The organism is Nocardioides salarius (assembly GCF_016907435.1).
In the GTDB taxonomy this organism is placed as follows: domain Bacteria; phylum Actinomycetota; class Actinomycetes; order Propionibacteriales; family Nocardioidaceae; genus Nocardioides; species Nocardioides salarius.
Genome location: NZ_JAFBBZ010000001.1, coordinates 3,849,423 through 3,872,866, shown reverse-complemented (window position 1 = coordinate 3,872,866; position 23,444 = coordinate 3,849,423). Strand labels below are relative to the sequence as shown.

Annotated in this window: 14 protein-coding genes; 7 read left to right on the top strand and 7 right to left on the bottom strand. The window is 72.7% G+C overall.

Annotation, left to right across the window (positions count from 1 at the left end; genetic code table 11):
- Positions 1 to 8: 8 nt before the first annotated feature.
- Positions 9 to 797: an enoyl-CoA hydratase/isomerase family protein gene (locus JOE61_RS18600; RefSeq protein ID WP_307823093.1), complete on the bottom strand. Its 789-nt coding sequence runs from the start codon at positions 795 to 797 to the stop codon at positions 9 to 11.
- Positions 798 to 894: 97 nt separating this feature from the next.
- On the opposite strand from JOE61_RS18600, the gene glgX reads away from it, so the two are divergent.
- Positions 895 to 3,102: a glycogen debranching protein GlgX gene (gene glgX, locus JOE61_RS18595; RefSeq protein ID WP_193667456.1), complete on the top strand. Its 2,208-nt coding sequence runs from the start codon at positions 895 to 897 to the stop codon at positions 3,100 to 3,102.
- A gap of 10 nt (positions 3,103 to 3,112) precedes the next feature.
- On the opposite strand, the gene glgP is transcribed toward glgX, so the two are convergent.
- On the bottom strand, positions 3,113 to 5,716 hold the full coding sequence (gene glgP / locus JOE61_RS18590; protein ID WP_193667457.1) for an alpha-glucan family phosphorylase: 2,604 nt from the start codon (positions 5,714 to 5,716) through the stop codon (positions 3,113 to 3,115).
- A 143-nt stretch (positions 5,717 to 5,859) separates the two neighbouring features.
- On the opposite strand from glgP, the gene JOE61_RS18585 reads away from it, so the two are divergent.
- The gene (locus tag JOE61_RS18585; RefSeq protein ID WP_193667458.1) at positions 5,860 to 9,321 is read left to right on the top strand and encodes a M36 family metallopeptidase; all 3,462 of its coding nucleotides are present in this window, start codon (positions 5,860 to 5,862) and stop codon (positions 9,319 to 9,321) included.
- A 787-nt stretch (positions 9,322 to 10,108) separates the two neighbouring features.
- Here JOE61_RS18585 and JOE61_RS18580 read toward each other — a convergent pair.
- Complete coding sequence (locus tag JOE61_RS18580) at positions 10,109 to 10,420, bottom strand: GIY-YIG nuclease family protein (protein ID WP_193667459.1); 312 nt, start codon at positions 10,418 to 10,420, stop codon at positions 10,109 to 10,111.
- A gap of 321 nt (positions 10,421 to 10,741) precedes the next feature.
- On the opposite strand from JOE61_RS18580, the gene JOE61_RS18575 reads away from it, so the two are divergent.
- The 5 genes from JOE61_RS18575 to JOE61_RS18555 all read left to right on the top strand — a co-directional run bounded on the left by JOE61_RS18575 (position 10,742) and on the right by JOE61_RS18555 (position 19,217).
- A complete protein-coding gene (locus tag JOE61_RS18575; protein ID WP_193667460.1) occupies positions 10,742 to 12,727 on the top strand; it encodes an alpha-1,4-glucan--maltose-1-phosphate maltosyltransferase in 1,986 nt (661 codons plus the stop codon).
- Complete coding sequence (treS, locus tag JOE61_RS18570; protein WP_204797314.1) at positions 12,724 to 14,529, top strand: maltose alpha-D-glucosyltransferase; 1,806 nt, start codon at positions 12,724 to 12,726, stop codon at positions 14,527 to 14,529. Before JOE61_RS18575 ends, treS begins: the two co-directional genes overlap by 4 nt.
- Entirely contained in the window at positions 14,526 to 16,007 is a 1,482-nt protein-coding gene (locus JOE61_RS18565) for a maltokinase N-terminal cap-like domain-containing protein (protein WP_193667461.1), read from the top strand. Before treS ends, JOE61_RS18565 begins: the two co-directional genes overlap by 4 nt.
- Positions 16,004 to 18,220 carry a 1,4-alpha-glucan branching protein GlgB gene (gene glgB / locus JOE61_RS18560; RefSeq protein WP_193667462.1) on the top strand — a complete coding sequence of 739 codons (2,217 nt, stop codon included), beginning with the start codon at positions 16,004 to 16,006 and terminating at the stop codon, positions 18,218 to 18,220. Before JOE61_RS18565 ends, glgB begins: the two co-directional genes overlap by 4 nt.
- 64 nt (positions 18,221 to 18,284) lie before the next feature.
- Complete coding sequence (locus JOE61_RS18555; protein ID WP_307823092.1) at positions 18,285 to 19,217, top strand: NUDIX hydrolase; 933 nt, start codon at positions 18,285 to 18,287, stop codon at positions 19,215 to 19,217.
- A gap of 147 nt (positions 19,218 to 19,364) precedes the next feature.
- Here JOE61_RS18555 and JOE61_RS18550 read toward each other — a convergent pair whose 3' ends face one another.
- From JOE61_RS18550 to JOE61_RS18535, 4 genes are all read right to left on the bottom strand, one after another.
- Entirely contained in the window at positions 19,365 to 20,465 is a 1,101-nt protein-coding gene (locus JOE61_RS18550; RefSeq protein WP_193667463.1) for a GNAT family N-acetyltransferase, read from the bottom strand.
- The gene (locus JOE61_RS22620) at positions 20,458 to 21,630 is read right to left on the bottom strand and encodes an ATP-grasp domain-containing protein (RefSeq protein ID WP_193667464.1); all 1,173 of its coding nucleotides are present in this window, start codon (positions 21,628 to 21,630) and stop codon (positions 20,458 to 20,460) included. The genes JOE61_RS18550 and JOE61_RS22620 overlap by 8 nt, the downstream gene beginning before the upstream one ends.
- Positions 21,631 to 21,704: 74 nt before the next feature.
- Positions 21,705 to 22,463, bottom strand: coding sequence for an EI24 domain-containing protein (locus tag JOE61_RS18540; RefSeq protein WP_204797313.1), 759 nt, complete (start codon positions 22,461 to 22,463; stop codon positions 21,705 to 21,707).
- A gap of 4 nt (positions 22,464 to 22,467) precedes the next feature.
- Positions 22,468 to 23,439: a co-chaperone YbbN gene (locus JOE61_RS18535; RefSeq protein ID WP_193667465.1), complete on the bottom strand. Its 972-nt coding sequence runs from the start codon at positions 23,437 to 23,439 to the stop codon at positions 22,468 to 22,470.
- Between the last annotated feature and the right edge of the window lie 5 nt (positions 23,440 to 23,444).

Below are 23,444 nucleotides of genomic sequence, written 5' to 3'. Positions count from 1 at the left end.
GAGCCGGCTCAGCTACCCGTGAACTGAGCCTTGCCCGGTCCGTTCTCGACGAAGGATGACATACCGATGGTCCGGTCCTCGGTGGCGAACAACGAGGCGAACTGCATCCGCTCGATCTCCAGGCCCGTGTCGAGGTCGACCTCGAGGCCCCGGTCGATGCTCTCCTTGGCCGCGCGCACGGCGTACGTCGCCGCCCCGGCGAACTGGCGCGCCCAGGCGGTGGCCTCCTCCAGCACGCTCTCGTCGGGCACCACCTTGTCGACCAGCCCGATCGCCAGCGCCTCGTCGGCCTTCACGAAGCGACCGGTGAAGATGATGTCCTTGGCCTTGCTCGGGCCCACGAGCCGTGAGAGCCGCTGGGTGCCGCCGGCGCCGGGGATGATGCCCAGCAGCACCTCGGGCTGGCCCATCACGGTGCGCTCCCCCGCGACCCGGATGTCGGCGGCCAGCGCGAGCTCGCAGCCGCCGCCCAGCGCGTAGCCGTTGACCGCGGCGACGACCGGCTTGGGGATGCGCGCCACGGCGGTGACGGCGGCCTGCAACGGGCCGGAGCGCTTGACCATGTCGGTGTGCGACATCTCGGCCATCTCCTTGACGTCGTTGCCGGCGGCGAAGACCCGCTCGCCACCGGTCAGCACGACGGCCTTGACGTCGTCGCGCTCGGCGACCTCGGCGGCGACCGCGACCAGCTCCTCCTGGACCTGGATGGAGATGGCGTTCATCTTCGGGCGGTCCAGGCGGATGGTGGCGACCCCGTCGGCCACCTCGAGACGCACGAACTCGGCTTGATCGGCCACGGGCACAACCTCTCTGGTCGGTAAAGATCGACGGCGTGCGCAGGGCGCACCCGGGCATCGTGCCACTGGCGCGCACCGGCCTGGGAGACTGGTGCGTGTGACTCCTTCGACGTGGACCCACCTCGGCCAGACCGCACAGGTCTGGCCCGGGCGCAACTGGCCCCTGGGGGCCACCTGGTCGGCGGAGTCGACGAACTTCGCCGTCTACGCCCCGGCGGCCACCGAGGTGTGGCTGTGCCTGTTCGAGGAGGGCCCCGACGGCGGCGAGCTCGAGGTGCGCCACCAGCTGACCGAGCAGTCGCTGGGCATCTGGCACGGCGCGCTGCCCGGGGTGCGCCCCGGCACGCCGTACGGCTATCGCGTCGACGGGCCGTGGGACCCCGCCGAGGGGCTGCGCTTCAACCCCGCCAAGCTGCTGCTGGACCCCTACGCGCTGGCCGCGACCGGTGACCTGGTGCCCGGTCAAGCCGCGTTCGCGCACGTGTGGGGGCGCACCGACGTGCGCGACGACCACGACTCGGCCGGGCACGTGCCGCGCGGCGTGGTCGTCGACCCGGCCTTCTCCGACTCCCCCGAGGGCCCCTTCGACTGGGAGGGCGACACCCCGATGCGCCGCCGCTGGCGCGACACGGTGATCTACGAGGCGCACGTCAAGGGCCTCACCGCCCTGCACGACCGGGTGCCCGAGCACCTGCGCGGCACGTACGCCGGGCTCGCCCACCCGGCGGTGACCGACTACCTGCGCGACCTCGGGGTGACGGCCGTCGAGCTGCTGCCGGTGCACCAGTTCGTCTCCGAGCCGTCGCTGACCGAGCGCGGCACCACCAACTACTGGGGCTACAACTCGATCGGCTACTTCGCCCCGCACGCGGCGTACTCGAGCTCGGGCGAGCGCGGCCAGCAGGTGCGCGAGTTCAAGGAGATGGTGCGCGCGCTGCACCGCGCCGGGCTCGAGGTGATCCTCGACGTCGTCTACAACCACACCGCCGAGGCGGGCCCGCTCGGCCCGACGCTGAGCTTCCGCGGCCTCGACGACCGCGGCTTCTACAAGCGCGTGGCCCCGACGCTCGACCCGCTCACCGGCGAGAGCACCTTCGACGACACCTACTGGGACGTCACGGGCTGCGGCAACACCGTCGACTCCAACAACCCGCTGGCGCTGCGGCTGATCCTCGACTCGCTGCGCTACTGGGTCACCGAGATGCACGTCGACGGCTTCCGCTTCGACCTGATGTCGGCGCTGACCCGCACCGGCTACGACGTCGACATGAACTCCGACCTGCTGGTGGCCATCGGCCAGGACCCGGTGCTGCGCCACGTCAAGCTGATCGCCGAGCCGTGGGACGCCTCGATGGACGGCTACCTGGTGGGCGGCATGCCCCCGCCGTGGGTGGAGTGGAACGACCAGTACCGCGACGAGATCCGCGACTTCTGGCGCAACCACAACCAGGGCACGCACGCGGTGGCGACCCGGCTGGCCGGCTCCTCCGACCTGTACGCCGACGACGGCCGCTCGGCGTACGCCTCGATCAACTTCGTCACCGCCCACGACGGCTTCACGCTGCGCGACCTGGTCAGCTACGAGCACAAGCACAACGAGGCCAACGGCGAGCGCAACCGCGACGGCACCGACAACAACCGCTCGTGGAACCACGGCGTCGAGGGCGAGACCGACGACCCGGCGATGCTGGCGGTGCGCCGGCGCCAGGCCGCCAACATCATGGCCACGCTGTGCCTGTCGAACGGCGTGCCGATGATCACCGCCGGCGACGAGCGGGGCCGCACCCAGCGCGGCAACAACAACGCCTACTGCCAGGACAACGAGATCTCGTACGTCGACTGGCGCCCCGACGACGCGTGGCTCGACGTCTACGAGGTGACGCGCGCGGCCCTCGCCCTGCGCCGCGAGCACCCCGCCCTGCGCCAGCGGCACTGGTTCGAGGGCCGGCCCACCATCCGCGGTGGGCCCAAGGACCTCGCGTGGCTGCACCCGAGCGGGCGCGAGATGTCACCGGAGGACTGGCACGACCCCGAGCTGCGCACCGTCGGCATGTTCGTCTCCGGCCAGCCGCTGCGCGCCCCCGGGCCGCGCGGCGAGCAGCAGGTCGACGCGTCGTTCATGATCTGGTTCGGCTCGGGCTGGCTGCCCCAGCGGGTCTCGCTGCCCGAGAACGACTGGGTCCAGCGCGGCGAGGTCGTGCTCTCCACCGACCCCCGCCTCGCGGTGGGCACCGTGGTCGAGGCCGGTGGCGAGCTCACCGTGGGCCGGCGCAGCGTCGTGGTGCTCTGCAGCACCACGACCTGAGCCGGCACCCTCACGCGGGCAGCGCGACGACCCCGAGCTCGGCGTCGGAGGCCAGCAGCGGGTGCTGCGGCAGCACCCGCACCGTGTAGCCGAACGCGCCGGCGTGGCTCAGCGCCACGTCACCGTCGAAGCGGAACCGGCCGCCGCCGTAGGTCTCGGCGAGCACCAGCTCGGCCCGGTGGGAGTCGATGATGGCGTCCTCGGCGTCGGCGCGGCCGTGCACCAGCTGCACCGTCACGTCGGCGGGGTCCAGCTCGCCCAGCGACACGAACGCCCGGGTCGAGAGCACCGCGCCGACCTCCGGCGAGTCGCCCACCCCGCTGCTCTCGACGTGCTCGACGCGCACCGCGGGCCACGCCCCCAGCACCCGGCGCTTCCAGGCGGCCAGGTCGACGGCGCCCGCGTAGTCGCTGTTGAGCTCGCGGGCGTGGCCGGTGGCCGGGGCGTAGAGCTCGCGCACGTAGTCGCGCACCATCCGGGTCGCCAGCACCTTGGGCCCCAGCGAGCGCAGCGTGTGGCGCAGCATCTCGACCCACCCGGTCGGCACGCCGGCGTCGTCGACGTCGTAGAAGCGCGGGGCGACCTGGTTCTCGAGGAGGTCGTAGAGCGCGGTGGCCTCGAGGTCGTCGCGGCGGTCGGGGTCGTCGAGCCCGTCGGCCGAGGGGATCGCCCAGCCGTTGCCGCCGTCGTACCACTCGTCCCACCAGCCGTCGAGGATGGAGAGGTTGAGCCCGCCGTTGAGGGCCGCCTTCATGCCCGAGGTGCCGCACGCCTCGTAGGGGCGCAGCGGGTTGTTGAGCCACACGTCGCAGCCCGGGTAGAGCGGCTGGGCCATCGCGATGTCGTAGTTGGGCAGGAAGACGATCCGGTGGCGCACCTCGGGGTCGTCGGCGAAGCGCACCATCTCCTGGATCAGCCGCTTGCCGCCGTCGTCGGCGGGGTGGGACTTGCCGGCGATCACCAGCTGCACGGGCCGCTCGGGGTCGAGCAGCAGCCGCTTGAGGCGGGCGGGGTCGCGCAGCATCAGCGTCAGCCGCTTGTACGACGGCACCCGCCGCGCGAAGCCGATGGTCAGCACGTCGGGGTCGAGCGCGGAGTCGATCCAGCCGAGCTCGGCGGGCGCGGCGCCCCGCTCGACCCACGAGCGGGACAGGCGGGCGCGGGCGTCGTCGACCAGGCGCTGGCGCAGCTCGCGCTTGACCGCCCAGATCCGGCCGGCGTCGACCTCGTCGGCGGCGGCCAGGAACGCGCCGGCGTCGTCGGAGTCCGGGTCGACGCCCTCGGCCAGGCCGAAGACCTCGCGGGCCACCCAGGTGGGGGCGTGCACGCCGTTGGTGATCGAGGTGATCGGCACCTCGGCCTCGTCGAAGGCCGGCCACAGGCCGCGGAACATCCCGCGGGAGACGTGGCCGTGCAGCTCGGAGACGCCGTTGGCGCGCTGGGCCAGGCGGAAGCCCATCACCGCCATGTTGAAGACCGCGCCGTCGCCACCGTCGTAGTCCTCGGCGCCGAGCGCCAGGATCCGCTCCAGGGGGACTCCCGGGGTCGCGCCGCCCTCGCTGAAGTACTGCTCGACCAGGGTGCGCTCGAAGCGGTCGATGCCCGCGGGCACCGGGGTGTGGGTGGTGAAGACGGTCGAGGCGCGCCCGATCTCGAGCGCGGTGTCGAAGTCGAGACCGGGGCCGTCGGCGGCCGCGGTCAGCTCGCGGATGCGCTCCAGGCCCAGGAAGCCCGCGTGGCCCTCGTTGGTGTGGAAGACCTCGGGCTCGGGGTGGCCGGTCAGGCGCGAGAAGACCCGCAGCGCGCGCACGCCACCGACGCCGAGCAGCAGCTCCTGGCGCAGACGGTGCTCGGAGGTGCCGCCGTACAGGCGGTCGGTGACGTCGACGTAGTGCTCGGGGTTGCCCTCGACCTCGGTGTCGAGCATCAGCAGCGGCACCCGCCCGACCGAGGCGACCCAGATGCGGGCGACCAGGTCGGGCCCGCCCGGCATCGCGATGGCGATCGTGGCCGGCGTGCCGTTCTCCTCGCGCAGCAGCGAGATCGGCAGCTCGTCGGGGTCCAGGACGGGGTAGGTCTCCTGCTGCCAGCCCTCGCGCGAGAGCGACTGGCGGAAGTAGCCGTGGCGGTAGAGCAGCCCGACGCCGATGATCGGCACGCCCAGGTCGCTGGCGGCCTTGAGGTGGTCGCCGGCCAGGATGCCCAGGCCGCCCGAGTACTGCGGCAGCACCGCGGTGATGCCGAACTCGGGCGAGAAGTAGCCGATGGCGCGCGGGGCGGCGCCGCCGGCCGGGCCGGCGAGGGTGCCGGCGGCGGTGCGCTGCTGGTACCACCGCTCCCCCTCGACGTAGGCCGCCAGGTCGGCGCGGGCGGCGTCGAGCCGGGCCACGAACGCCTCGTCGGCGGCCAGCTCCTCGAGCCGGTCGGCACCCACGGAGGCCAGCAGCCGCACCGGGTCGTGGCCGGTGGACTCCCACAGCGCGGCGTCGACGGTGGCGAAGACGTCCTGGGTCGGGGGGTGCCACGACCAGCGCAGGTTGCCCGCGAGCTCGCTGAGGGCGCCCAGGCGGGCGGGGAGGACAGGGCGGACGGTGAATCGTCGGATGGCGCGCACCCGCTGACGCTAGCGGCTGTGTGGAACGATCCAAAAGGCTTCAGAAGATTTCTTTGAGGTCACGAACCTGTCACATAGTCAGGTTTTAGGCCGTTTCGGCGGCCGGGCGCATAACCGCTCACGGCGCCCGCCGTTGAGAGGCCATGACCCTTGACCCCGTGCGCAGCCGCCGCCGCAGGACGGCGGCGCTGGCCCTGGTGACCGCCACCCTGGTCCCCGGCCTCGCGCAGCTCCCCGCCCTCGCCACCAGCACCGCCGCCGCTCCCGCGCCCCTCGGCGCCGACGACGTCACCACGCTCGCCGACTCGGTGCCCGGCCTCTCCGACCTCGATGCGCGCGGCAGCGTGCTGCCGAGCCTGGCCCAGCGCCGGGTCGCCGAGGACCTGGGCGCGATCAGCCTGCGCTGGAACGACTTCGGCACCCCCGCCTCGATCCTGCCGACCGGCGGCGTGCTCGCGAAGGCGGCCTTCCCCGGCGCCGGCGCCGCGAACGCCGAGAAGTCCGCCCGCGCCTGGCTCGAGGCCAACGCCGCGGTCTTCGGGCTCGACGCCTCGCAGATGCGGGGCCTCGAGCTGGTCAACGCCCAGGAGCTCGCCGCCTACGACGGCGCCCCGCACCCCGGGTACGCCGTGCTGCTGCGCCAGCGCTTCGGCGACCTGACCCCCGCCCTGGGCTCGATGGTCACCGTGGGCGTCGCCCGCGGCGAGATCGCCTACGTCTCCTCCTCGCTGGTGCGCGCCGAGGCCGACCTCGACGCCTCGTCGGCCACGCTGAGCCCGCTGCAGGGCTGGCTGGCCGCGGCCCGCAACGTCGGTCGCGACCTGGGCGCCGGCACGGTGGGCGACATCGTCAGCAGCGTCACCGACGACTGGACAATGCTCACGGTGCCGGGCTTCGCCCAGCCCCAGCAGGTCCGCCTGCGGGCGTTGGCCAGGGCCGATGGCTCGGTGCGCCCGGTCCTGGAGGCCAACGTGGTCGACAGCGGCGCCGGGGAGGCCTTCGCCTACACGCTGCTGGTCGACGCGGTGAGCGGCGAGGTGCTGCACCGCGAGAACAAGGTCGAGCACGACCAGGTCAACGACGTCTTCACCGGCGCCTTCACCGGTGACCAGTGCGGGCCGGTGCACGACTTCGAGCTGGCCGACGACAAGACCCGCACCATCAACGCGCTGGGCCTGAGCACGCCGGCCGACGACATCACCGTCAAGATCTTCGGTCCCGGCAAGGAGCTGCTCCTGACCCAGGACCTGCTCACCAGCCCCGAGCTGGCGACGTACTCCTCGGACGATCTGGCGGCCGGCATCTACGGCGTCCAGGTCTGCCCCTTCGACTCCGCCTCCGCGGTGAGCGGCACCTACTCGCTGCTGCTGACGACCAGCGACCAGGGCGCGCCCTCCACCGGCGGCGAGCTGTTCTCGCCGAGGTGGCGCTACTTCACCGCGAACCCGTCGATGAGCTCGGTCGACGACGAGTCGACCCCCAGGAACTCGGTGATCGGCTGCTGGGTCGCCGGGCCCGGCTGCACGCTGCCCTCCGGCCCGTTCAAGAACGTCGCCTCGACCTACCCCTGGGACGCGCTGGACGCCACCGGCGCCACCACCGCGACCACGGTCGGCAACAACGCCAACACCCACGAGGCGTGGGCCAGCCCCCTGACCCCCGGCGGGCTGTTCCAGGCCCCGGTCTCCCCCACCCGGGAGTACACGGGCGAGTTCACCGACGCGTGGAACAACTCCAAGTGCGACCCGACGCAGCTGGTGCCCGGCGGCAACGACATCGAGTTCTCGACGCAGAACCTCTTCGTCTCCCACAACCGGATGCACGACTACAGCTACTACCTGGGCTTCACCGAGTCGAACTACAACCTGCAGCTCGAGAACTTCGGGCGCGGCGGGGTCGAGGGCGACCAGGAGGTCGGCAACGTGCAGGCCGGCGCCCTCAGCGGCGGCCAGCCCACGTACCTGGGTCGTGACAACGCCAACCAGATCACGCTGCAGGACGGCGTGCCGGGCATCACCAACCAGTACCTCTTCCAGCCGATCGCCGGCGCCTTCTACGCCCCGTGCACCGACGGCGGGCTCGACATGGGCATCGTGGGCCACGAGTACACCCACGCCATCAGCAACCGGATGGTCGCCGGGCCCGACGAGGGCCTGACCTCCGCCCAGGGCGGCGCGATGGGCGAGTCGTGGGGCGACCTGGTCGCCGCGGAGTACCAGTTCAGCCACGGCTACGACAACGGCGGCAACATCTGGGCCGTCGGCGTCTACGCCACCGGCAACAAGCGCACCGCCATCCGCGACTACGCCATCAACCGCAACCCGCTGAACTTCAGCAACGTCGGCTTCGACACGACCGGCCAGCAGGTGCACGCCGACGGCGAGATCTGGAGCGGCACCCAGTGGTCGGTGCGCCAGGCGCTGGTCAAGAAGCACGACCGCCGGTTCCCGTACGCCGACGAGGGCCTGCAGCTGCGGTGCGCCCAGGCCACCGACGACGCCAGCCCGCTGGCCCCGCAGGTCTGCCCCGGCAACCGCCGCTGGGTGCAGCTGATGTTCGACGCCTTCCTGCTCCAGCAGGGCGCCACCTCGATGCTCGACGCCCGCGACGCGATGCTCGCCGCCGACCGGATGCGCTTCGGCGGCGAGGACGTCAAGGTGATGTGGAAGGCCTTCGCACAGCGCGGCATGGGCAAGGACGCCTCCACCCCCGACGCCGACTCCGAGCACGTCAAGGGCGGCTTCGCCTCCCCCAAGCAGCGCAACGGCAAGGTCACCTTCAAGGCCTCGCGCGGCGCCGGCAAGATCTATGTGGGCGACTACCAGGCCCGGGTGACCCCCGTGGCCGACACCTCGCCGAAGACGAAGCTCGACGCCACCGTCCAGATGGTCCCCGGCAGGTACCGGATGCTCTACACCTCCGGCAAGGGCGGCTTCAAGCGGTTCACCCTGCGCGTCAAGGCCGGCCAGAGCAGGACGGTGCGCCTGACCAAGCAGAAGAACCTGGCCGCAGCCGCCAACGGCGCGACGGTCATCGACGCGACCGAGGGCTCGCTCAACACCGCCCACCTCATCGACGGCAAGGAGGCGACCAACTGGGGCGCGGTCACCGAGACCAACGTCGACGAGTCGAAGCCGTTCGTCTCCGTCGACCTGGCCAAGGGCACGCACACGATCCGTCGGGTGCAGGTCAGCGCGCTGCTGACCCCCGCCCCTGCCACGGACGAGACGATCCCGCTCGCCACCGACGAGGACCCGGCCTCCGGCTCGCGCTTCACCGCGCTGCGCCGCTTCGCCATCGAGGTCTGCACCAGCGGCTGCGACTCGGCCAAGGCGTCGTGGAAGCGGATCTTCACCTCGAGGGCCAACGCCTTCCCGGCCGGTCGTCCCCGCCCCGTCGCGCCCGACCAGACGCTGCGCTCCTTCAAGGTGCCGGCCAGCCGCGCCGCCGCGGTGCGCCTGGTGACCCTGGAGAACCAGTGCACCGGCACCCCGGGCTACGCCGGTGAGCAGGACAACGACCCGCTCAACGACACCGACTGCGCCACGGCCTCCGACCGCGGCACGATCGTGCACGCCTCCGAGCTGCAGGTCTACGCCCGCTGACCCACCCGCACCACCGCACCACCACCGTTGGTCGAGCAGCGAGGGCCGAAGGCTCGAGCGACGCCGAGACCCCGCAACCACCCGGCGTACGGCGCGCGCGGGCCTCACCGGGTCTCGGCGACGCTCGTCGCTGGCGCTCCTCCCTGCTCGACCAACGACCGTCACCACCGTTGGTCGAGCAGCGAGGGCCGAAGGCTCGAGCGACGCCGAGACCCCGTGAGTCCATGGCGTACGGCGAGCACGCCACTCACCGGGTCTCGGCGACGCTCGTCGCTGGCGCTCCTCCCTGCTCGACCAACGACCGTCACCACCGTTGGTCGAGCAGCGAGGGCCGAAGGCTCGAGCGACGCCGAGACCCCGCAACCACCCGACGTACGGCGCGCTCGGGCCTCACCGGGTCTCGGCGACGCTCGTCGCTGGCGCTCCTCGCTGCTCGACCAACGACCGTCACCACCGTTGGTCGAGCAGCGAGGGCCGAAGGCTCGAGCGACGCCGAGACCCCGTGACCACCCGGCGTACGGCGAGTGGGCAGCTCACCGGGTCTCGGCGACGCTCGTCGCTGGCGCTCCTCCCTGCTCGACCAAACGGCACTCGTTGGTCGAGCAGCGAGGGCCGAAGGCTCGAGCGACGCCGAGACCCCGTGAGTCCATGGCGTACGGCGCGCTCGGGCCTCACCGGGTCTCGGCGACGCTCGTCGCTGGCGCTCCTCGCTGCTCGACCAACGACCGCCCCACCGTTGGTCGAGCAGCGAGGGCCGAAGGCTCGAGCGACGCCGAGACCCCGTGAGTCAAGGCAGGTCCTCACCCACAGGCGGTCGACACCGGCCACGTGCGAGTGTGGGCAGGTCGCCGTAACGCCCCTCGATCAGGGCGACCCTCTTCGCCCGGCTCCACCCCTGGATCCGCTTCTCGTAGGCGTAGGCCTCGTCCCTGCGCTGGAACTCCACGGCCCAGACCAGCCTCACCGGTCGTCGTCGGCGGGGTTTGGTGTAGTCCGCTCCCTCTCCCCGGTCGTGCTGGCTGACACGGCGCTCGAGGTCGGTCGTGCTGCCGACGTAGAACGAACCGTCGGCGCACTCGAGGATGTAGGTCCAGGCCATGTCTGGAGGCTTCCCCAGGACAAGGCCATCGCTGTCGTACGTCGCTTCCCCCTGTGGAACGGGCGCCGGCGCCGCGGGCCTGTGCAGTGGGCGTGGTCACCTTCGGCGTACGGCGAGCGCGATCGTCGCCGGGTCTCGGCGACGCTCGTCGCTGGCGCTCCTCACTGCTCGACCAACGGAGGTCGTACGACGAGTGGGCAGCTCACCGGGTCTCGGCGACGCTCGTCGCTGGCGCTCCTCACTGCTCGACCGACGGGGGTCGGGGCCTCTCACCCTGGTGGCGGCTTGCAGGTGGGGGCGCTGGCCGGAAGGGTGGAGCCCATGGTCGGACGCATCCCTGTCATGGACGTCAGCCCGCTGGTCGACCTCGGTCGCCAGCCGGCGAAGGCGACCGTCGGTGAACCCTTTCCCGTCGCCGCCACCGTGTTCCGCGAGGGCCACGACAAGCTGTCGGCCGAGGTGGTGCTGACCGGGCCCGACGGCCGACGCGCCGCGCCCGTGCGGATGGAGAAGCTCCCGGACCCTCCCGACCGCTACCGCGCCTGGGTGACGCCCGACGCCGAGGGCGCCTGGACCTTCGAGGTGCAGGCCTGGTCGGACCCGTTGGCCACCTGGCAGCACGACGCGGGGCTGAAGATCCCCGCCGGGGTCGACGTGGAGCTGATGTTCACCGAGGGCCGGCTGCTGCTCGAGCGGGTGCTGGCCGACCTGCCGGCCACCGACCCCGGTCGCGAGGTGCTGCGACCCGCGATCACCGCTGCGCAGGACACCGAGCGTCCCGCCGAGGCCCGGCTGGCGGCGCTGCAGGACCCCGCCCTGCTCGAGGTGCTGCACGCCCACCCGATCCGTGAGCTGGTCAGCGTCGAGGGCCCGTTCCCGGCGTACGCCGACCGCGAGCGCGCGCTCTTCGGCAGCTGGTACGAGTTCTTCCCGCGCTCGGAGGGCGCGACCCGCGACGAGGCCACCGGCAAGGTCACCAGCGGCACTCTGCGCACCGCCGCCGAGCGGCTCGACGCGGTGGCCGAGATGGGCTTCGACGTCATCTACCTGCCGCCGATCCACCCGATCGGCGAGGTCAACCGCAAGGGCCCCAACAACACCCTGACCCCCGGCCCCGACGACACCGGCTCCCCGTGGGCGATCGGGTCGAAGGACGGCGGCCACGACGCCATCCACCCCGACCTGGGCGACTTCGACGACTTCGACGCGTTCGTCGCGCGGGCCGGCGAGCTGGGCCTGGAGGTCGCGCTCGACCTGGCCCTGCAGGCCGCGCCCGACCACCCGTGGGTCACCGAGCACCCCGACTTCTTCACCACCCGCGCCGACGGCTCGATCGCCTACGCCGAGAACCCGCCGAAGAAGTACCAGGACATCTACCCCATCAACTTCGACAACGACCCCGAGGGCATCCGCCGCGAGGTGCTGCGCATCGTGCGGCTGTGGATGTCGCACGGCGTGCGGATCTTCCGGGTCGACAACCCGCACACCAAGCCGGTGGAGTTCTGGGAGTGGCTGCTCGAGGAGGTGCGCCGCACCGACCCCGACGTGATCTTCCTGGCCGAGGCCTTCACCCGCCCGGCGATGATGCGCGGCCTCGGCGCGGTCGGCTACCACCAGAGCTACACCTACTTCACGTGGCGCACCGCCAAGTGGGAGCTCGAGGAGTACCTCACCGAGCTCGCCACCGAGACCGACCACATGATGCGGCCCAACTTCTTCGTCAACACCCCCGACATCCTGCACTCCTACCTGCAGTACGGCGGCCCGGCGGCGTTCAAGATCCGAGCGGTCCTGGCGGCCACCGGCTCGCCCACCTGGGGCGTGTACGCCGGCTACGAGCTGTACGAGCACGTGGCGGTCAAGCCGGGCAGCGAGGAGTACCTGGACTCGGAGAAGTACCAGGTCCGGGTGCGCGACTGGGAGGGCGCCGAGGCCGAGGGCCGCACCCTCGCGCCGTACCTGACCCGGCTCAACCACCTGCGCCGCCAGCACCGTGCGCTGCAGCTGCTGCGCACCGTGGTGATCCACGGCAGCGACGACGAGAACGTGCTGGTCTTCAGCAAGCAGGCGGTGGCCGGCGACCCCACCAGCGACACCGTGATCGTCGTGGTCAACCTCGACCCGCACGCCACCCGCGAGACCACCGTGCACATCGACCTGCCCAGCCTGGGCATGGACTGGGGCGACTCCTACGTCGTCCACGACGAGATCTCCGGCGAGGCCTGGAGCTGGAGCCAGCACAACTACGTGCGACTCAACCCCCACCACGAACCCGCTCACGTGCTGAGCGTCAGGAGGACCGCGTGAACGACGCCCAGCCCGGCCAGGGCGCCCAGGTCACCCACCTCGACGGGCCGCCCCTGGGCGACGACCCGGTCGTCGACGGCCACACCGACTCCGGCGTCGACGCCGGCCACGCGGCCTACGCGACGCCCGACTGGTTCAAGTCGGCGGTCTTCTACGAGGTCCTGGTCCGCTCCTTCCGCGACTCCAACGGCGACGGCACCGGCGACTTCAAGGGCCTGGTCGAGAAGCTCGACTACCTGGAGTGGCTCGGCGTCGACTGCCTGTGGGTGCCGCCGTTCTTCCCCAGCCCGCTGCGCGACGGCGGGTACGACGTGGCCGACTACACCGGGGTGCTCCCGGCCATCGGCACGATGGAGGACTTCCACTACTTCCTCGACGCCGCCCACGACCGCGGCATCCGCGTGATCATCGACTTCGTCATGAACCACACCAGCGACCAGCACCCGTGGTTCCAGGCCAGCCGCTCCGACCCCGACGGCCCCTACGGCGACTTCTACGTCTGGTCCGACACCGACGAGCTCTACCAGGACGCGCGGATCATCTTCGTCGACACCGAGCCGTCGAACTGGACCTGGGACCCGGTGCGCCAGCAGTACTACTGGCACCGGTTCTTCCACCACCAGCCCGACCTGAACTTCGACAACCCCGCGGTGCACGACGCGATGATCGAGGCGATGAAGGTCTGGCTCGACATGGGCCTCGACGGCTTCCGGCTCGACGCGGTGCCCTACCTCTACGAGCGCCCCGGCACCGACGGCGAGAACCTGCCCGAGACCCACGACTTCCTCAGGAAGGTGCGCCGCATCGTCGACGAGGAGTACCCCGGGCGGGTGCTGCTCTGTGAGGCCAACCAGTGGCCGCAGGACGTCGTGGAGTACTTCGGCGACTTCGAGTCCGGCGGCGACGAGTGCCACATGGCCTTCCACTTCCCGGTGATGCCGCGCATCTTCATGGCGGTGCGCCGCGAGTCGCGCTACCCGATCTCGGAGATCCTCGAGCAGACCCCGGCGATCCCGCACAACTGCCAGTGGGGCATCTTCCTGCGCAACCACGACGAGCTGACGCTCGAGATGGTCACCGACGAGGACCGCGACTACATGTGGTCGGAGTACGCCAAGGACCCGCGGATGAAGGCCAACATCGGCATCCGCCGGCGCCTGGCCCCGCTGCTCGACAACGACACCAACCAGATCGAGCTGTTCAACGCGCTGCTGCTGAGCCTGCCCGGCTCCCCCGTCCTCTACTACGGCGACGAGATCGGGATGGGCGACAACATCTGGCTGGGCGACCGCGACGGGGTGCGCACCCCGATGCAGTGGACCTCCGACCGCAACGCGGGCTTCTCCTCGGCCAACCCCGGCCGGCTCGACCTGCCGGTGGTCCAGGACGCGATCTACGGCTACGAGTCGGTCAACGTCGAGGCGCAGATGGAGAACCCCTCCTCGCTGCTGCACTGGACCCGCCGGATGCTGCAGGCCCGCCGCCACCACCCGGCGTTCGGGCTCGGGGAGTTCCACGACCTCGGCGGCTCGAACTCCACGGTGCTCTCCTACGTGCGCACCCACACCGACGAGGACGGCCACGAGGACGTCATCCTCTGCGTCAACAACCTCTCGCGGTTCCCGCAGCCGGTCGAGCTCGACCTGCGGCGCTTCGAGGGCCGGCGCCCGATCGAGATCATCGGCGGCGTGCCGTTCCCCGAGATCGGCGAGCTGCCCTACCTGCTCACCCTGGCCGGCTACGGCTTCTACTGGTTCCGGCTCACCACGCCCGAGCACCACGAGGAGGGCCAGCTGCTGTGAACGACCCGACGAGTACTCCCGACCCGCAGGTCTTCGTCGACTACCTGGGCCGCACCCGCTGGTTCGGCGGCAAGGGCCGGCCCTTCGCCGTCACCGGCGTACGCCGCGTGGGCACGGTGCCCGGCTCGGTGCCGGGCGGCCCGGTGGTGCTGCTGTGCCTGGCCGAGGTGACCTACGACGACGTGGGTGACGACGCCGCCGACAAGGTCGAGCACTACCAGGTGCCGCTGGCGCTCTACCCCGAGCCGCAGGAGCGGCTCGAGCACGCGCTGGTCGCCACCTGGGACGACCCGGGTGCCGGGCGGGTGCACGGCTACGACGCGCTGCACGACCGCGAGGCGATGGCCTGCTGGCTGCGCTCCTTCGACCGCGCGGGCGGTGAGCCGGGCGGCAACCTGGTCGACGAGGCCAGCTCGCTGGCCTTCCACCGGCTGCCGGGCCACGACCTCGACCTGGAGTCGCACTCGACGCTGTTCTCGGGCGAGCAGTCGAACTCGTCGGTGGCCTTCGGCGAGGACGCCCTGATGAAGGTCTTCCGCAAGGTGACGCCGGGGGTCAACCCCGACGTGCAGGTCCACGAGGTGCTGAGCCGGGTCGGCTCCCCCGACGTGGCCGCGCTCTACGGCTGGCTCGACTGGGTCGACCCCGAGCAGCGGGCCGGTGACCGGCACGACGCCGACGACCCGGCCGACACCGGTGGCGGGGTGATGCAGCTGGCGATGCTCCAGCAGTTCCTGCGCACCGCCTCCGACGGCTGGGACCTGGCGCTGTCCAGCGTGCGCGACCTGTTCCGCCAGCCCGAGCTCCACGCCTCCGAGGCCGGCGGCGACTTCGCCGGCGAGGCGACCCGGCTGGGGCGCACCCTGCGCGAGGTGCACCTGCTGATGGCCGAGCACTTCCCCACCGCGACCGTGCGGGGCGCCGACCTGGCCGGCACCATGGCCGGGCGGCTGCCCGCGGCCCTTGCAGCCGCCCCGGGCCTCGAGGAGCACCGCGCGTCGCTCGAAGCGCTCTTCACCCGGGTCTGCGAGCTCGGCGAGGTGCCGGTGACCCGCATCCACGGCGACCTGCACCTGGGCCAGACCCTGCGCACCGCGCTGGGCTGGAAGATCGTCGACTTCGAGGGCGAGCCGGCCAAGCCGCTCGCCGAGCGGCTGCTGCCCGACTCCCCCTGGCGCGACGTCGCCGGGATGCTGCGCTCCTTCGACTACGCCCCGCGCGTGGTCGAGCGCACCTGGGCCGAGGACGACCCCGACGGGGCCGACGTCCGCGCCCTCAAGGCCGCCGAGTGGGCCAACCGCAGCAAGAACCACTTCCTGTACGCCTACGCCGACGGCGACATCGGCGACGAGCAGCGGACCCTGCTCGACGCCTACGTCGCCGACAAGGCCGTCTACGAGACCGTCTACGAGACCCGCAACCGGCCGACCTGGGTGGACATCCCGCTCCAGGCCGTCGCCGAGATCGGAGCACCATGACCCCCCCGACCCCGCAGCAGCCCGTCCAGGCCACCCCGAAGCCGGTCGACCGCGCCGAGCTCGACCAGCTCGTGCGCGGCGAGCACGGCCACCCGCACGCCGTCCTCGGCCCGCACCCGCACCAGGGCGCGGTCACCGTGCGCGTGCTGCGCCCGCTGGCCTCCTCGGTCACCGTGTGCGGCGAGTGGGGCGAGACCCCGCTCGACCACGAGCACGAGGGCGTGTGGGTCGGCGTGCTGCCGGTCGCCGAGGTGCCGGCGTACTCGCTCTCGGTCAGCTACGAGGGCGAGCCGTGGGACTCCGACGACCCCTACCGGTTCCTGCCCACGCTGGGCGAGATGGACCTGCACCTGATCAACGAGGGCCGCCACGAGCAGCTGTGGACCGTCCTCGGCGCCCACGTGCACCACTACGACGCCCCCGGCGGGACCGTCTCCGGCACCTCGTTCGCGGTCTGGGCGCCCTCCGCGCGCGGCGTGCGGGTCAAGGCCGACTTCAACTCCTGGGACGGGCGCGAGCACCCGATGCGCCAGCTCGGCACCTCGGGGGTCTGGGAGCTGTTCGTGCCCGAGGCCGGCACCGGGACGTCGTACAAGTTCGCGGTGCTGGGCCCCGACGGGCAGTGGCGCGACAAGGCCGACCCGATGGCCTCCTGGGCGGAGAAGCCGGCCAGCACCGCCTCGCGCGTCTTCGAGTCCTCCTACACGTGGGGCGACGAGGAGTGGATGGCCGCGCGCGCCGACAAGGCCGCGGTGCAGGCGCCGATGAGCGTCTACGAGGTGCACCTGGCCTCGTGGAAGAAGAACTACGACCAGTCGATGTGGTCGTGGGAGCAGATGGCCGAGGACCTGGTCGCCTACGTCGTCGACCTCGGCTTCACCCACGTCGAGATGATGCCGGTGATGCAGCACCCCTTCGGCGGCTCGTGGGGCTACCACGTGACGTCCTACTTCGCCCCCGACGCCCGCTTCGGCGACCCCGACGGCTTCCGGCTGCTCGTCGACCGGCTGCACCAGGCCGGCGTCGGCGTCATCCTCGACTGGGTGCCGGGCCACTTCGCCACCGACGAGTGGGCGCTGGCCCGCTTCGACGGCACCCCCCTCTACGAGGACCCCAACCCGCAGCGCGGCTGGCACAAGGAGTGGGGCAGCCACATCTTCAACTTCGGGCGCCGCGAGGTGCGCAACTTCCTCTACGCCAATGCCATCTACTGGTGCGAGGAGTTCCACGCCGACGGTCTGCGCGTCGACGGCGTCGCCTCGATGCTCTACCTCGACTACTCGCGCGAGGAGGGCGAGTGGACCCCCAACATCCACGGCGGGCGCGAGAACCTCGAGGCCGTGCAGTTCCTGCAGGAGATGAACGCCACCGTCTACCGGCGGGTGCCCGGCGTGGTCACGATCGCCGAGGAGTCGACGTCGTGGCCGGGCGTGACCCGCCCGACCGAGCACGACGGGCTGGGCTTCGGGTTCAAGTGGAACATGGGCTGGATGAACGACTCGCTGGCCTACCTGGCCAACGACCCGGTGCACCGCTCCTACCACCACGGCGAGATGACCTTCTCGCTCGTCTACGCCTTCTCCGAGAACTACGTGCTGCCGATCAGCCACGACGAGGTCGTGCACGGCAAGGGCTCGCTGCTGCGCAAGATGCCGGGCGACCGCTGGCAGCAGCTGGCCAACCTGCGCGCCTACCTCGGCTTCATGTGGGCCCACCCGGGCAAGCAGCTGCTGTTCATGGGCGTCGAGCTGGGCCAGGAGTCGGAGTGGGCCGAGGCCCGCGAGCTCGACTGGTGGCTGCTCGACCACCCCGAGCACCGCGGCGTGCACAGCCTGGTGCGCGACCTCAACAGCACGTACGCCGACTCGGCGGCGCTGTGGGCGCGCGACAGCTCCCCCGAGGGCTTCATGTGGCTCGACGGCAACGACGCCGGGCGCAACACCTTCTCGTTCGTGCGCCGCGCCCCGGGCGAGCCCGACCTGGTGTGCGTCTCGAACTTCTCGGCGGTGCCGTACCACGGCTACCGGCTGGCGCTGCCGGCCACCGGCGAGTGGGACGAGGTGCTCAACACCGACGCCGAGACCTACACCGGCTCGGGGGTGGGCAACTACGGCTCGGTGACCGCGGTCGCCGGTGAGCACGCCGGCCAGCCGGCGCACGCCGACATCTCCGTGCCGCCGCTGGCCACGGTGTGGTTCCGGGCGCGGTCCTGAGCGCGGGGCTGGGCGCGGGGCTGGGCACGGGGCCGGGCTGGCAGCGGCTGGCTAGGGTGGCGGCGTGACCGACGAGCACCCCACCCTGACCGACGGCACGGTCACGCTGCGGCCGACGGCCCCGGCCGACCACCCGATGTCGCCGCACGACGATGCGGCGCTGCTGTTCTCGGTCGTCGTCGACGACGAGCCCGTCGGCAGCCTCGGCGTGGTGCGCAAGGACGCCACCACCGTCTGGCTCGAGGGCGGCCTCGACGACGCCCACCGGGGCCACGGCTACGCCACCCGTGCCCTGCGGGTGCTGGTCGACTGGTCGCTGACCGCCGAGCACGAGGGCGGGCTGGGAGCCACCCGCGTCGAGTCGCGCATCCCCGTCGACGCCGAGGGCGCCCTGCGCGCCGCGACCCGGGCGGGGCTGCGCCGCGAGGGTGTCGAGCGGGTGGTGCCGGGCGAGAGCACGACCGAGGGGTACGTCGTGCTGGCACGACTGGCCACCGACCCACCGCTCAGCGACCCCGGGGCGTTCCGGGCGCTGCTCAACTCCTTCCTGCCCCGCAAGCGCGCGATCAGCCAGATGCTGGTGCGCGACCGCGACGGCCGGGTGCTGATGTGCCAGCTGACCTACAAGCAGGACTGGGACCTGCCCGGCGGCGTGGTCGAGGTCGGCGAGTCGCCGCAGCTGGCGGTGGCCCGCGAGGTCACCGAGGAGCTGGCTCTCGAGATCCCCGCCGGCCGGCTGCTGCTCACCGACTGGCTGCCCACCTGGGGCGGCTGGGACGACGCCATCTGCCTGGTCTTCGACGGGGGCGAGCACGACGCCTCGATCACCGAGCAGATCGTCGAGCAGGCCCGCGAGATCCGCAGCGCCCGCTTCTGCACCATGGACGAGGTCCACGAGCACGCGGCCGAGTTCACCGCCCGACGGGTCGCGGCCGCGCTCGCCAACCTCGACGGCGAGGCCGCGGCGTACACCGAGAGCGGCCGCAGCCACCCCTGACCCGGCCCATACTTCCCGCCGAGCCGGCCCAAACTTCCCACCGAGCCGGCCCGAACTTCCCGCCGAGCCGGCCCGAACCTCCCGCCGGACGGACCGGGCCGGGTCAATGCGAAGTTTGCGCCGGGTCAGTGCGAAGTTCGGGCCGGGTCAGCGGCGGGTGCGGTGCTGCAGCCAGCGGCGCAGGGCCAGGGCGGGAAGGCGCGAGGAGCGCCCGCGCAGCGGGACGACCACGGCGTCGAGGCGGCGCCGGCCGGGGTAGAGCAGCGTCGAGGGGCTCGAGGAGTCCTCCACCGCGCCCGAGTCGATCCACCCGAGCGCCGGGTCGTCGTGGAAGTCCTCCAGCACCGCCACCTCCAGCTGCAGGCCCGGGGAGCTCGACGAGTAGGCCTCGTCGAAGGCTGTCTTGACGTGGAAGGCACCGCCGCCTCTGACCAGCACGCACAGCGAGGCGACGACCGTCTCGCCGCCGCGCAGCTCCCACAGCTGGGCGCGCCCGGCGGCGCAGGCCTGCACGAAGGTCTCGGTGAAGGCCCTCCCCCGGGCCGACGAGGCCGCCACGGCCGTGCCCGCCTCGCCCTTCCAGCCACCGGCCTCGAGCTCCAGGAAGCGACCCAGCGCAGCCTGCGGGTCCACGCCGCTGCGGTCGACGAGCGACACCTCGGCACCGAGCTGGCGCTCGAGCCGTCGACGGGTGCGACCGAGCTTGCGGCGACGCGACGAGCTCAGCCGACCGTCGAGGTACGTCGCCTCCGCGCGGCGGTGCACCACCGGACGCTCGGTCGAGGCCAGCACCACGGTGTCACCGCGGCCGAGCGCCGCATCGAGTGAGGAGCGCACCACCCCGTCGCCGGGCAGCTGCTCGAAGGAGAGCCAGCCGGTCGTGCCCGAAGCCAGCCGGCCCAGCGCGCTCGCCCAGGTCGCCTCGGGGTCGGGGCTGTCGAGCAGCGGGGTCTCGAGGAAGCAGTCGTCGTGGCCCCAGGCCCGGTAGGTCGGCACCGGCACGCGGCGGTAGCCGCGCGAGCGCAACAGCGGCAGCGCCAGCTCGAGCAGACCGGCGCGCTCGACGACGAGCAGCTCGGCGCCGGCGCCGTCGGGCAGGTGCCGTGCGGCGGCCAGCACCGGCCCGGCCTCGACGTACGGGTTCGGCTCGACCGCCCTTGCGGCCAGGGCGTCCCACGCCTCGCGCAGCGGCGGGTCGACCTCGCGCAGCGGCACCAGGCGGGCGCGGCGGCGCGCCGGCTCAGTCATGGTTCCCCCGGCGCCGGCCCCGCTCGCGCAGCGCCGCCAGCAACGGCCCGGGGTCGCGCAGGTCGGCGTGCGGGTGCACGGCCCCCGGCGCGTGCGCCAGGGTGGAGGCCAGGTCGCGCAGGAGGCCGCCGCGCCGCTCTCGCCGGGCCCGCGACACGTCCTCGAAGAACGACTGGAACCGCACTCCCACCCGTCCGGGAGCGACCGGGGCGACGTCGTCGCCGAGCGCCGCGCGCGCCCACAGGTCGGGCAGGGGTACGCCGCTGCCGACGGCCAGCGCGAGGCTGCCGTAGAAGCGGCCGTTGAGGTCGATCAGCCGCGGCGGTCCGTCCGGCGCCGACATGAACTGCAGGTTGGCCAGGCCCCACCAACCCATCTCGTCGAGCAGGCGGCGCACCCCGTCGAGCAGCTCGGGGTCGACGGGCACGGTGACGGCGCGGCAGCTGGTGAGGCGGCTGGAGAGCCGTGGGCTCCACTGCTGCACCGCCCCGAGCAGCCGGCCCTGCTGGTCGACCACGACGCTGAGGGCCGAGAGCCGCCCGTCGACGACCTCCTGCAGCAGCGGTCCCCCACCGGCGGCGGCCATCTGGTCGGCGACCTGCGTGGCCTCGTCGCGCCCCGCGCAGACGCGGGCCATCAGATGCCGGGCGCTGCCGCCGGCGGCGGGGTCCCAGTGCAGCCGGGCCTTGACCACCACCGGGCCGTCGACCGACGCCAGCGAGGCCGGCGTCGCGATCTCGGTGTGCGGCACGGCCAGCCCGACGCGTCCGGCTGCCTCGACCAGGGCCAGCTTGTCGATGGCGCGCACCACGTCGGCGTGTGCGGCGTACGGCACGACGCAGCCGATCTCGTGGCGCCGGGCCGAGAGCAGGAGCACCTCGATGTCGTCGGCGCCGAAGACCACGTCGTAGCCGTGCTCGGCCACCAGCGCCGCGACGGCGGCGACGAACGCGTCGGGATCGTGCTCGGGGGCCGGCACGGAGAAGTCCCGGTGCACGGCCCGGGACCGGGCCAGCTCACCGTGGGCGGAGGCCACCCCGACCTCCCAGCCGGCGGCGTGCAGCGAGCGCGCCGCGGCCAGCACGTGCACCCCGCCGCTGTGCACGACGAGGGCACGACGAGGCGCCTGGCCGGTCGCCGAGACCCGGCCCGAGGAGAGGAGCACCGGGACATCCTGCCAGCCGGCAGCCCGCCCACCACCACCGTGGGCAGGGGGCGCAGGCGGAGATACGGGCCGGGTCAGCGCGAGATCCTGGCCGGGTCAGCGCGAGATTCTGGCCGGGTCAGCAGGTCGCGGGCCAGCATCGTGGCGCCCACCACCGCGGCGGGCATCACGACCACGGCGCCCAGCGGCACCAGGAAGCACGCCTGCGTGGCGACCCCGAAGCCCAGCACCCGGCCGGGGTGGGCGCGCAGGAGCTCGCGCCGGGCGGCGCGGTCCATCCCCCGGGCCGCCAGCGGCCGCGAGAGCAGCTCACCGGCCAGCAGCCGCCCGGAGACCACGAGGCCGACGCCGGCGCCGACGACGGCACCGACGACCGGCAGCAGCCCGACCGCGAAGACGCCCACCGCCGTCACCAGCCCCAGCAGCACCAGCACCGCCGAGTCGCCCAGCGAGCGCCAGGCCGAGGGCCCCTCGTCGGGGACCGGCCCGCCCAGCATCGTCTCGGTGGCGACCCAGATCCGCTCGTAGAACGGGTCGCCGACCGTCAGCGTCACCGCGGTGAAGGTGACCGAGGTCAGCACCAGGAAGCCGACGACCACCAGGAGGGCCAGCCCCAGCCGCAGCAGCCCGCGCAGCACCTCCGCCCACCCGTCGGCGAACGGGGTCGCCCACGCCACCAGGTCGCCGAGGTTGACCAGCAGCCCCACCAGGGCCGCCAGGATCGCGAGCAGCACCAGCAGTGCCGGCACGATCCCCAGCAGCATCAGCCGCGGGCGTCGCCGCCACATGCCCAGGCCGGCGCCGACGTACGCCGCCCCGGCGAGCAGGCCCACCGGCTCAGAAGAGCGCGGAGGCGAGGTTGCCGCGCCCGCGCAGCACCCGCTCGTCGTCGTTGCCGACGGCTGCGAAGAGGCCCAGCAGGTGCTCGCGCGCCTTGGTGCGGTCGTCGCCGCTGGTGCGCCGCACCAGGTCGACGAGCCGGTTGAAGGCGTCCTCGACGTGCCCGCCGGCCAGGTCGAGGTCGGCGCAGAGCGTCTGCGCCTCGACGTCGTCGGGGTCGGCCGCCGCGGCCGCGCGAGCCGCGTGGAGGTCGACGCCCTGGGTGCGCTGCATGACCTTGGCGATCGCCAGGCCGGCGACGGCCTCGGCGTCGGCGGGGTTGGCGTCGACGAGCTTCTGGTACTCCGCGACCGCGGCGTCGATGTCGCCCGACCCGAGGGCGTCCTGGGCGGCGGCGTAGCGCGGGTCGACCTGCTCGGTCTCCTCCTCGTCACCCGCCGGGGCACCCGCCCGCGGCTGGTGCCGCCCGGTCATCCCCTGCGCGGTGAGCTGCTGGACGACCTGGGTGAGCGCACCGCGCAGCTCCTCGAGCGGCACGACGTCCTGCAGCAGCGGCGCGGGGCGGCCCTCGAGGACGGCCACGACGTAGGGCAGCGACTGCACCTGCACGGCCTGGGCGATCTGCGGGGAGGTGTCGACGTCGACGAGACCGACCAGGAAGCGGCCGTCGAACTCGTCGGCCAGGGAGGCCAGGTCGTCGGCCATCTGGCCGCTCTCGGGCAGCTGGGTGCGTGAGTAGAAGGCCAGCAGCACCGGCGCGGTCATCGACGACTCGATGGTGGTCTGGAAGTTCTGCTCGTCGACCTGCACGGCGTAGGCGCCGCTGCCGCCGGCGCCTCCCGGGGCACCACCGGCGGCGGGCGCGCCGGGCGCACCGGGCGCTCCGGGGGCGGCCGGGGGCGCCTGGGCCGGGCGCTTCAGCGCGGAGAGGTCGATCGCACCGGGACGGGAGAACGGCTGCTGCGTCATGTCCC